The organism is Vibrio sp. 1751, assembly GCF_033339895.1.
Lineage (GTDB): Bacteria > Pseudomonadota > Gammaproteobacteria > Enterobacterales > Vibrionaceae > Vibrio > Vibrio alginolyticus.
On record NZ_JAWOVM010000112.1, the window covers coordinates 1 to 10949 of the forward strand.

Annotated in this window: 9 protein-coding genes, 1 tRNA gene and 1 riboswitch; of the genes, 1 reads left to right on the forward strand and 9 read right to left on the reverse strand. The window is 46.3% G+C overall.

From position 1 onward, the window contains the following. Window positions 1-61 precede the first annotated feature (61 nt). Entirely contained in the window at window positions 62-1852 is a 1791-nt protein-coding gene (locus R7041_RS20960; RefSeq protein ID WP_064368862.1) for an aminopeptidase P family protein, read from the forward strand. 101 nt (window positions 1853-1953) lie between these two features. Here R7041_RS20960 and thiH read toward each other — a convergent pair whose 3' ends face one another. From thiH to R7041_RS21005, 9 genes are all read right to left on the reverse strand, one after another. After that, window positions 1954-3066 carry a 2-iminoacetate synthase ThiH gene (thiH, locus tag R7041_RS20965; RefSeq protein ID WP_053306510.1) on the reverse strand — a complete coding sequence of 371 codons (1113 nt, stop codon included), beginning with the start codon at window positions 3064-3066 and terminating at the stop codon, window positions 1954-1956. Window positions 3067-3100: 34 nt separating this feature from the next. Further along, complete coding sequence (locus R7041_RS20970; protein ID WP_064368863.1) at window positions 3101-3868, reverse strand: thiazole synthase; 768 nt, start codon at window positions 3866-3868, stop codon at window positions 3101-3103. A 5-nt stretch (window positions 3869-3873) separates the two neighbouring features. Then, window positions 3874-4128, reverse strand: a complete 255-nt coding sequence (thiS, locus tag R7041_RS20975) for a sulfur carrier protein ThiS (protein WP_005378804.1) — start codon at window positions 4126-4128, stop codon at window positions 3874-3876. A gap of 38 nt (window positions 4129-4166) precedes the next feature. Next, window positions 4167-4940, reverse strand: coding sequence for a HesA/MoeB/ThiF family protein (locus R7041_RS20980; RefSeq protein WP_064368864.1), 774 nt, complete (start codon window positions 4938-4940; stop codon window positions 4167-4169). Next, entirely contained in the window at window positions 4927-6342 is a 1416-nt protein-coding gene (locus tag R7041_RS20985; RefSeq protein WP_064368865.1) for a thiamine phosphate synthase, read from the reverse strand. The genes R7041_RS20980 and R7041_RS20985 overlap by 14 nt, the downstream gene beginning before the upstream one ends. Continuing rightward, on the reverse strand, window positions 6342-8282 hold the full coding sequence (thiC, locus tag R7041_RS20990) for a phosphomethylpyrimidine synthase ThiC (RefSeq protein ID WP_053306506.1): 1941 nt from the start codon (window positions 8280-8282) through the stop codon (window positions 6342-6344). Before thiC ends, R7041_RS20985 begins: the two co-directional genes overlap by 1 nt. Window positions 8283-8445: 163 nt before the next feature. Then, window positions 8446-8544, reverse strand: a riboswitch (TPP riboswitch). Between the two features lie 60 nt (window positions 8545-8604). Continuing rightward, a complete protein-coding gene (crcB, locus tag R7041_RS20995) occupies window positions 8605-8988 on the reverse strand; it encodes a fluoride efflux transporter CrcB (RefSeq protein ID WP_064368866.1) in 384 nt (127 codons plus the stop codon). A gap of 123 nt (window positions 8989-9111) precedes the next feature. Then, on the reverse strand, window positions 9112-10494 hold the full coding sequence (locus R7041_RS21000) for a multicopper oxidase family protein (protein ID WP_064368867.1): 1383 nt from the start codon (window positions 10492-10494) through the stop codon (window positions 9112-9114). A 244-nt stretch (window positions 10495-10738) separates the two neighbouring features. Next, window positions 10739-10815: transfer RNA gene (locus R7041_RS21005), tRNA-Trp, on the reverse strand. Window positions 10816-10949 lie beyond the last annotated feature (134 nt).

Here is a 10949-nt window from a genome sequence, read left to right on the forward strand (position 1 = left end):
CAGATGGAAACAGCTCCCACACCTGAGCATGAAGGAGCGGTAATTTGAAGGAATAACACAGATGCACAACGATACCCAAAGCCGCGTGAATGCAATTCGCGAATGGCTAGCACAACATAATATTGATGCCCTACTTGTCCCTCATGAAGACGAGTACTTGGGTGAATACGTACCAGCGCACAACGAGCGTTTACATTGGCTAACTGGCTTTACTGGTTCTGCTGGTGCTGCGGTAATCACCAAAGACAAAGCCGCTATCTTTGTTGATGGTCGCTACACAGTACAAGTAACAAAGCAGGTTCCTGCTGATCTATTCGAATACCGTCACTTGATTGAAGAGCCTGCACTAGATTGGATTAAAGACCATCTTGCAAATGGCGCGTCTGTGGCAATCGACCCTCGCATGCACAACGCTGCTTGGCTAGACATGGCACAAGCAAAACTTGCTGGCGCACTTGAGCTTAAGATTCTCGATAGCAACCCAATTGATGAACTGTGGCACGACCGCCCTGCTCCTGTGGTTTCTGATGTTCGCCTAATGGCAACAGAAGCAGTTGGTCAGTCAAGTGAAAGCAAACGCCAAGAAATCGCAGAGCTCGTGAAAAAAGCCGGTGCAGACAGCGCAGTGATCACAGCACTTGATTCTATCTGTTGGTTACTCAACGTTCGTGGTCTTGATGTATCACGTCTACCAGTTCTGCTTTCTCACGCGATTCTGCACTCAGACTCAAGCGTGGAATACTTCCTAGATCCTGCTCGCCTACCTGCTGAGTTTGACGCTCATGTTGGTGCCGGCGTGACGGTTCATCACCCAGAAGCATTGCAAGCACGACTAGAAAACCTAACTGGCAAGAATGTACTGGTTGACCCTGCGACAAGTAACGCGTGGTTTAAGCTGGTGCTTCAAAACGCAGGCGCATCTGTGGTGAGTAAAGCTGACCCATGCCTAATGCCAAAAGCGGCGAAGAACTCAGTTGAAATCGCAGGCATGAAAGCATGTCATATCCGTGATGGCGTAGCGATGAGTAAGTTCCTATCTTGGTTAGATACTGAAGTCGCTGCTGGTAACCTGCATGATGAAGCGACACTGGCAGACAAACTGGAAGCATTTCGTAGCGAAGACCCGACACTTATGGATCTTAGCTTTGATACCATTTCAGCGGCAGGCGGCAACGCGGCCATGTGTCACTACAATCACGAAAACCAACCTGAACCTGGCAAGCTAGAACTGAACACGCTTTACCTAGTGGATTCAGGCGGTCAGTACCTAGATGGCACGACAGACATCACGCGTACAATTGCGATCGGTCAGCCTTCACAAGAGATGATTAAACAATTCACTCTCGCACTAAAAGGTCACATCGGTGTTGCTCGTGCACGCTTCCCGAAAGGCACACGTGGTTACCAAATCGATACGCTAGCTCGTCAGCACCTGTGGGCGGAAGGCTACGATTACGACCACGGTACTGGTCACGGTGTTGGTCACTTCCTAAGTGTTCATGAAGGTCCGGCGAGCATTTCGAAGAAGCAAATCGACGTGCCTCTAACAGAAGGTATGGTGCTATCCAACGAGCCAGGTTACTACCGTGCGGATGCGTTTGGTATCCGTATCGAGAACCTAGAGCTTGTTGTTGAAACCCCAACTAACGGTGACTTCCCTGTTCTATCATTTGAGTCGCTAACACGCTGTCCAATCGACAAGCGCAATATCAACGTTGATATGCTAACTCGTCCAGAGCTTGCCTGGTTGAATGATTACCATCAGAAGGTATGGGATGAGATCAGCCCACTTGTTGAGGGTGATGTGAAAGAGTGGCTTCGTCAAGCAACGCTACCAGTAGCACACAGCTAGAAGCTAGAAAAAAGTAGAGGGTTGATGTTTTGCATCAACCCTCTTTTCTTTACTTATGTTTCACGTGAAACATAACGATGACCAGTGTCTTTATTTGCTGATTAACCAGAATACGCCGAGTGCCAATCTCGCCATACAGGATCAAAGCCTTTGGCTCGAATCATATCTTCCACAGAACCAGCACTTCGCTCATCACTGATCTCAAACTGTTCGAGTTCAACATCATCCATCGCATAACCACCCGGCTGAGTTTTAGATGCAGCAGACATACTGGTGATACCTAACGGTAATGCATTGTCTCTGAACTTTGGTGATTCACGAGTCGATAATGACAACTCCACTTCTGGATTCAACAAGCGATAAGCGCAGATCAACTGCACAAGCTGTTTATCCGTCATGACTGATTTGGGTTGGAGCGCGCCCTTACAAGGACGTAAACGTGGGAAAGAAATTGAGTAACGAGTCTGCCAATATGTGCGCTCAAGATAGTCCAAGTGCGCTGCCACATAAAAACAGTCGGTACGCCACTCTTCCAACCCTATCAATGCGCCAATACCAATCTTATCGATGCCTGCTTTTGCAAGACGATCGGGTGTATCCAATCGGTATTCGAAATCCATCTTATTGCCACGCAGATGGTGCTCGGCGTAAGTCGAAGGATGATACGTTTCTTGATAAACCATCACCGCATCTAAACCCAATGTCTTGAGCTCAGCGTATTCGTCTTGATCAAGTGGCTGCACTTCCATCGCCAAATAGTTAAAACGTTGCTTAATCATCGGCACCATTTCGCGGAAGTATTTCATACCCACTTTAGTTTCGTGCTCGCCAGTCACCAGCAATACGCTATCAAACTTCATGCGCTTGATGGCTTCGACTTCTGCTGCCACTTCGTCCCGATTCAAGGTACGACGCTTGATTCTATTCTCCATTGAGAAGCCGCAATAAGTACAGGCATTGGCGCACAAGTTAGAGAGGTATAATGGAATGTAAAGCGACATGGTATTACCAAAGCGCTTACGAGTTGCCGAATATGACAGTTGTGCCATCTGCTCTAAGTACGCTTCAGCCGCTGGTGAAATTAGCGCTTTAAAGTCTTCCAAATCACGCTTGGGTTTATTCAATGCTCGCTCGACATCTTGTGCCGTTTTCGCGTAGATCGACATTGAAATGTCATCCCAATTCAGCTGCTTAAATTGTTCAACGAAGCTCATGTTTTCCTCGCTTAATAGCTAAACCAATCTAGGACTAAAGCTCATCTAGGAATGACGTCAGTGGACTCGACGCAACCGCATGAGAAACCTTACCAGCAAGTCCGGCTTCATAAGCCATACTCCCCGACTCTACCGCCAACTTAAATGCCTTCGCCATCGCAACGGGATCGCTCGAAGCTGCAATCGCAGTATTGACGAGCACGGCATCCGCGCCCATTTCCATCGCACGCGCGGCATGTGAAGGAGCACCAATACCCGCATCAACAACGACAGGAACATTAGCTTGGTCGATGATGATCTCTAGGAAATCGTGAGAAACTATCCCTTTGTTGGAACCGATCGGCGCACCTAATGGCATGACTGCAGCACAGCCTACTTCTTCCAATCGTTTACACAGAACCGGGTCAGCATGACAATAAGGAAGGACAATGAAGCCTTCACGAACCAGTTGCTCAGCGGCTGCTAGTGTCTCAATTGGATCGGGCATCAAGTACTTCGGGTCTGGATGAATTTCTAGTTTTAACCAGTTTGTACCTAACGCTTCTCTCGCCAATTGTGCTGCAAACACAGCATCTTTAGCATTCTTTGCACCTGAGGTGTTCGGCAATAAGTTCACACCCGCTTGTACTAACGGCAGCAAAATATCGTCTTGTTGGTCGTTCACATCCACACGCTTCAACGCCATGGTCGCAAGTTGAGAACCCGAGACTTGAATCGCTTCTGCCATTAATCGGCTGTTGGCAAACTTCCCTGTTCCCGTGAACAGTCTTGATTCGAATTGTTTATCACCAATTTTAAGCATCGACTTTAACCCCCTGCGATCGCTTGAAACAAAGAGATGCTATCTCCCTGTGAAAGAACTGTGCTAGCCCACTCACTGCGCGGCACAACATTGTTATTAATTGCAAAAACACAGCCCATTTCAGGCAGCGCAAATTGACTAATGATTTGCTGTAGATTTGACTCACTGGCAACTTGATGTGACTGGTCATTGATGACAATAGTGATCACATCTAAGTCAGCAGCTGTCATTTGTGTTGTTTGTTGTTCTGATAACGTCATTGCTTCCAACTCTCTTAATTCTGGCCATTACTCGTAAACTAAATCTGAGCACACACTTGGCACTGTTTATCTTTACTTATCGCCATGGTTTGCCATTGCAGCTTCAATCCATCGAACAGGTGTAACTTGGCAGTCTCGACATGAAACTTTCCCGTCGCCAATTTTTGAATTGCCGCAATCGCTTGGTAGTTGCCAAGTGTGCCCACCACCGGACCGACGACACCGCTCTCACTGCACTTTTGCGTTTGCGGTAATTCGTCAAACGGATACAAACAGCGGTAACAGGCTTTACTCTGCGCTTCTTGTTCACTTGGTGTTTGATAATCAAAGACAGCGAATTGCCCTTGCCAACCAATTGCCGCCGCCGAGATGAGCGGTGTATTTTGCTCGAAACAAACTTGGTTAATGAGCTGGCGCGTTGGCATGTTATCGGTGCAGTCGAGCACCACATCCGCTAGCATCACCTCAAGCTGCAGCTGTGCTTTGTCTAATCGCCTATTGAGAGCACGAATTTGGACCATAGAATTAAGTTCAGTGAGTTGCTTTACAGTCGCTTTTGTTTTCGCAACTTGGATGTCTTGCTCACGATAAATGATCTGACGTTGTAGGTTACTGCTATCAACTTCATCGTCATCGACCACAACCAATTTACCAACACCCGCTGATGCCAAGTACAAACTCGCTGCGCTCCCTAACCCACCACAACCGATGATCAGCACATGCGATTTGCTCAAGCACTCTTGCCCACTTTCTGCAATTTCAGGCAGAGCGACTTGGCGTTGATAGCGAAGGAACTGCTTATCCGTGAGCATGCTCATCTCTCTTGCTATGCTCCAACTCAATATTCTTATCAGTAAACGTTAGCTGTCTTTCCTTCATCAGTTGTGCGAAGAACTCGATGACCGATTGAGGTGATTCTGCCAACGTAAGAGCTCGCACAACTGCCAAACTAGAAACACCTGTTTGCCAAACTTGGGCTGCATTAGATTGGTCAATACCACCAATCGCAACCGTCGGAAAGCCAAGCACATTGTCACTAACTGCTTTGTCTTTTGAAGGACGGAAAGCAGCCTCTGTGTTTGTATAAGGAATGCTATCAATCAGCTTTTGATACAGTGCCAAGCGCACCAAGCCTTGTGGTTTCGATGGCATCTGTTTTGTGGTGGTTGGGAAAATATGCCCTAGTGCGATGTAGCTAGGATGAATTTGTACGATGCGCAGTAGTTCGTAATAACCATGCGTAGAAAGACCAAGACGAATGCCGGCTTTAGTTAGCTGAGCCAAATTCGATTCTTCTATGTCTTCTTGTCCTAGGTGAACGCCATAAGCGCCATGCTTGATTGCCAACTGCCAATAGTCATTGATGAACACTTGTGCTTGATACTGACGACCTAGCTCAATTGCTCGAATGATCTGTTGTTCTAAATCGGCTTGTTGTGGGTTCTTGATTCGCAGTTGAATAGTGTTGATGCCTAGTGGCAGTAGACGCTCAATCCAAGCAACATCATCAACGACTGGATAGAGCCCTAGACTTTGCTTAGTTAGAGTTGGAAAGCTAACACTCTCGCCTTGTGCAGACCAACCAACTTGAATACCTAGTCGCTTATCCTCCAGTACAGGTATGGGGAAATCATCAAATTGATCAGCCCACTGAGTAGATCTTCCCTCGTCAAGGTTGTCATTCAACAGTGTTTCACGTGAAACATTCGCTTGTTGAGTTAGCATTCCTCGAGCAAGTGTTAACGCATCTTCGATAGGAAAATCGAGTACTGTCAGCGTTACTGTCCAAGCAAGGTGATGTTCGGGATCGAACATTGCGTTGAGTTTGGACTTAACAGAAAGCGCTCTCACTTCGTCGTTGATTGGGTGACGCCAGATATCAAGCTGAAGCACTTTCTCCTTTTCATCGGAAACCTGCGTATCAGCAATGCCAATATAAATCGCTTTCGACGGTTGCTTAGCACACGCTTCTACCGACAAAGCAGAACGGTAATAGAGAGTAAATGAACACTCAGGCTCAAAGTTATGTCCACCAATAAGGTCAGTCGTTATATGTGTAATCTGTTGGTCGCGAACAAGCTGAATAGATTGAGTTGGGCTCACACCCAACTCAATGTCTTCGATGCTAAAACCCTGTTCTTTCGCCAACAACAAACATTGCTGAACTAAACCTGTCAGTTCAATCAATGATGACGGAATAAGGATTTTGCTCATTAGTCACTTACCTCGGCATGTGCTGCTGGGTGGTATAGCTCGGAGCCTGACTCTCTAAATTCTTGCGATTTCTGACGCATCCCCTCAAGAGGATCATCCAGCATTTTGATCGAGATAGCTTGGTCCGCAGCAACTTGCTCAGTGTCTTTCGCATATTCTCGAACCTCTTGCGAAATCTTCATCGAGCAGAACTTTGGTCCGCACATCGAACAGAAGTGAGCGACTTTTCCAGACTCTTGAGGCAAGGTTTCATCATGGAAAGCACGCGCGGTATCTGGGTCGAGCGACAAGTTGAATTGGTCTTCCCAACGGAACTCGAAGCGAGCTTTAGAAAGCGCGTTATCACGAACTTGTGCACCAGGGTGTCCCTTCGCTAAATCAGCGGCGTGCGCAGCAAGCTTGTAAGTGATCATGCCTACTTTCACGTCTTCTTTGTTTGGTAAACCGAGGTGCTCTTTCGGAGTTACGTAGCAAAGCATTGCACAGCCATACCAACCAATCATGGCAGCGCCGATGCCTGAAGTAATATGGTCGTAACCAGGAGCGACGTCTGTCGTCAATGGACCAAGGGTATAGAAAGGAGCCTCATGACAGTGCTCTAACTGCTCTTCCATGTTCTCTTTGATCATATGCATTGGAACATGACCAGGGCCTTCAATAATCACCTGTACGTCGTATTCCCACGCAATCTTGGTTAACTCACCAAGGGTACGAAGCTCTGCAAATTGCGCTTCGTCGTTAGCATCGGCCACCGAGCCAGGACGCAGACCATCACCGAGAGAAAGTGCGACATCATACTTAGCACAGATTTCACAGATCTCTCGGAAGTGGGTATATAAGAAGCTTTCTTGGTGATGCGCTAAACACCATTTCGCGATGATAGAGCCACCACGAGAGACGATGCCAGTAACGCGTTTTGCAGTCATTGGCACATAACGAAGTAGTAAACCGGCATGGATAGTAAAGTAGTCAACGCCCTGCTCTGCTTGCTCAATCAGGGTATCGCGCATCACTTCCCAGTTAAGGTTTTCCGCAACACCATTCACTTTCTCAAGCGCTTGATACATTGGTACGGTACCGATCGGAACCGGACTGTTACGTAGAATCCACTCGCGAGTTTCGTGGATGTTACGTCCAGTAGAGAGATCCATAACGGTATCTCCACCCCAACGTGTCGCCCAAACGAGCTTCTCTACTTCTTCCTCAATCGAAGAAGTGACCGATGAGTTACCGATGTTGGCGTTCACTTTGACCAAAAAGTTACGTCCAATGATCATTGGTTCGGATTCTGGGTGGTTAATATTGGAAGGGATAATAGCGCGACCTTCGGCGACTTCTTTGCGCACGAATTCGGCGGTAATATCTTTTGGTAGGTTCGCTCCGAAGCTTTGACCCGGATGCTGTTGATTCAGCACTTCATCGCGATACTTGGCACGCCCCATGTTTTCACGCAGCGCGATATATTCCATTTCTGGGGTAATAATACCTTTGCGAGCATAGTGCAATTGAGTCACACAATGGCCATCTTTGGCACGTCGAATACGTGGTAGATTACCGTAACGAAGATCGTCTAGTGTTTCGTCTTCTAAGCGTTCTTTGGTGTACACCGAGCTTACTTCATCAAGTAGCTCAGTATCGGCGCGCTCTTCAATCCACCCTTCTCTCAGCTTAGGTAAGCCGTTATAGAGGTCTATGGTGTGCTCTGGATCTGTGTATACACCCGACGTATCGTAAACGCGTACTGGCTCATTAGGTTCGAATATAGGCGCTTCTTTTGTGCCTCCAATAAGGCTATCAGCGAGTGATATTTCACGCATTGGCACACGAATATCTGGACGTGAGCCTTCTACGTAGACTTTGCTTGAATTGGGGTACGGTTGTACCGAGAGTGTATCAATGAACTGTTTTGCTTCCAGTCTCGCTTGTTTGCGACTCGACATAGCATTTTTCCTTGCTTTGTTATACTAGATAAAAAGTAATTGGATAAAAATGCTTGGCGGATAGATGCGACAAGAGGAGTCAAATTAAGGCTAGTTAAAGCTTACGATATTTGCCTGTAACAACATTCGACTTTTGATAGGTCAACCAGAAAGAACTCCGGTGTGAATATCTTCTCTTGTTCCCTTCGCAGATTCTAATCTGATCAGGTTCAACGGATCCCGAATTAACGGTCTCAGCCTTATGGCACTCCGACAAGTGATGTCAGTATATAAAAACGGCTTGGTGAAACCAAGCCGACCTGTTCAATTTTTAACTACTTTGCTAGCTGCGCATCAATAATTGAAAGCCAATCCACGCCGCTGAAATACTTAACACGACATTCAACAATACGTTCAACCCCATCTTAAAGAAAGCGCCCTGCTGCATAAGCAACACATTATCCATCGAGAAGGTGGAAAACGTCGTTAGTGCGCCTAAAAAACCCAAGCCAATCACTTGTCGCCAAGGTTCCGTTGCCAAAAGTTCATTATCGAAAGCTGCTATCAATAAGCCCATCATAAATGAGCCAACAATGTTAACGGTTAACGTACCATATGGAAAACCACGCCCCAATAAAATGACACAAAGTTCAGAAATTAAGTAACGAGAACATGCACCAAATGCACCACCCAATGCAATAAAACCCAAAACGGATAGTTGTCCCATAATTCCCCCAGAAAAGTTAATGGCGACATTGTAATCAAATTTACGGCAATAGTGATTATACAATCTTAGAATTCAGCAAAGTATAGCGCTTAAAACTTATCAAGATTTTAAAAGTTACAGGAGTCACTTTACTTCGATGTAACCCATCAAACCCGTCTTCATATGTTCAATTACATGACAATGGTACATCCAACGCCCTGGGTTATCTGCAACAAATGCAGCTTTCGCACTGCCATTTTTTCCAAGTAAGACCGTATCGGTATGAAACGGTTCGTCGAGTTTTTTTCCATCTAACTCAAGAACCGTAAATGTGTGTCCATGAAGGTGAATAGGATGATGATATTGGGTGACGTTCTTTAGGTTGAAGATATAGGTTTTTCCCATCTCCAATGTTGAAAGGGGCGCTGGAATATTATCTTTGCTCATTCCCTCCCAAGCCCGTTTGTTCATCAGCCAGAATTTAGGTATCGCTTTGCCCGATTGATCAGCAGGAGTGATCGCGCCCTCCCACTCAAACACATAATCGATTTGCTCTGCATTTTTCAAATCGAGAGCTGGCACAGGGTTGAGAGGTAATAAAGGCAGTTTCTGGTTGCTCGGCAAGTCAGACTCAACAACGTCAAACTCGCACAAAGGGAATGGGAAGCGTCCTTTCATTTGACGCACATAAACACGTTTTCTAGCCTTTGGAGCAATCAATCCGATATCTAACCTCATTCCCGGACCAATTTTGTGCTGAGTGAGCTTATAAGGCGTTTTAACAGGGTTACCATCAATAGCAATAACCCAAGCCTCTGCGCCTTCTATAGCGATCGGGTAAGTAATGGTGTTATCGACATTAGCAATTCTTAATCGCGTGGTAGCATTCTGCTTCAGCGTATAAACAGGTTCATGGACACCATTGACGCTACTCCACTCTCCGGGAGTCCCCATACGAGCGCTCAAGCGCGGCACCATAAGGTTCTTCCACTGACCTTGTTTGTCTAAGTGCCAATGCTTTAGAACTATTTCATGCTCTTCATCAAACTGAACAGGCTCTGCCTCTTCAACGACAATTAGCCCGACTAAGCCCTTACCAAGCTGCTTCACACTATTCATATGTGGGTGATACCAAAATGTGCCCGCATCTGGTGGTGTAAATTCATAAACGAATGTTTCACCCGGCATGATAGGCAACTGGCTTAAGAAAGGTACACCATCCATTTCAATAGGGATTCGCAAGCCATGCCAGTGGATTGTAGTCGGCTCTGAAAGCTTGTTAGTAAACCGAATTATAACTTTCTCGCCTTGGCGACAACGAATCACAGGCGCTGGAATCGAACCATTAAATGCGAGTACGTCTGTGTTAAACCCAGGGACCAATTCTGCAGTAGAAGGCTCTGCAGTGATATCGTATATATATTGCCCCTGCTTATTAGTGCTCCTAGATAGAGAACATGCAGGTAGAACGGTAAGCGCGGAGATTGCTAAGGATGATTGAAGAAAGCGTCGACGAGATATATCCATACATAGTTACTCATTAATCCAGATCGGTTGAGTGTAACTAAATATAAATAGTGATTCCCCTTTATTATTAAAATTTCGGGCCACTGATCATTACAGCTAACTGTAGTTTCGTTCGTTCAGTAGATTAAATGCTGCCAAAGTACAGCAGAAAGCCATACTTACGGGATAAGAGTAGAAATAAGCTGTAATAATGAGAAGAAACCAGATACAAAAAAGGCTCTGACCTAAGTCAGAGCCTGATATATGGCAGGGGTGGAGAGATTCGAACTCCCAACACGCGGATTTGGAATCCGCTGCTCTGCCAATTGGAGCTACACCCCTATAGAATTTTCATATTCTAGATTTGACAAAACCTCGCATAAGCGAGGTTGTCGATATTAAGTGGCGGAGTGGACGGGACTCGAACCCGCGACCCCCGGCGTGACAGGCCGGTATTCTAACCAACTGAACTACCA

Bases quoted from the DNA above. Each gene is read 5' to 3' on its own strand.
- R7041_RS20960 (WP_064368862.1), top strand. From the start codon at position 62: ATGCACAACGATACCCAAAGCCGCGTGAATGCAATTCGCGAATGGCTA.
- thiH (WP_053306510.1), bottom strand. From the start codon at position 3,066: ATGAGCTTCGTTGAACAATTTAAGCAGCTGAATTGGGATGACATTTCA.
- R7041_RS20970 (WP_064368863.1), bottom strand. From the start codon at position 3,868: ATGCTTAAAATTGGTGATAAACAATTCGAATCAAGACTGTTCACGGGA.
- thiS (WP_005378804.1), bottom strand. From the start codon at position 4,128: ATGACGTTATCAGAACAACAAACAACACAAATGACAGCTGCTGACTTA.
- R7041_RS20980 (WP_064368864.1), bottom strand. From the start codon at position 4,940: ATGCTCACGGATAAGCAGTTCCTTCGCTATCAACGCCAAGTCGCTCTG.
- R7041_RS20985 (WP_064368865.1), bottom strand. From the start codon at position 6,342: ATGAGCAAAATCCTTATTCCGTCATCATTGATTGAACTGACAGGTTTA.
- thiC (WP_053306506.1), bottom strand. From the start codon at position 8,282: ATGTCGAGTCGCAAACAAGCGAGACTGGAAGCAAAACAGTTCATTGAT.
- crcB (WP_064368866.1), bottom strand. From the start codon at position 8,988: ATGGGACAACTATCCGTTTTGGGTTTTATTGCATTGGGTGGTGCATTT.
- R7041_RS21000 (WP_064368867.1), bottom strand. From the start codon at position 10,494: ATGGATATATCTCGTCGACGCTTTCTTCAATCATCCTTAGCAATCTCC.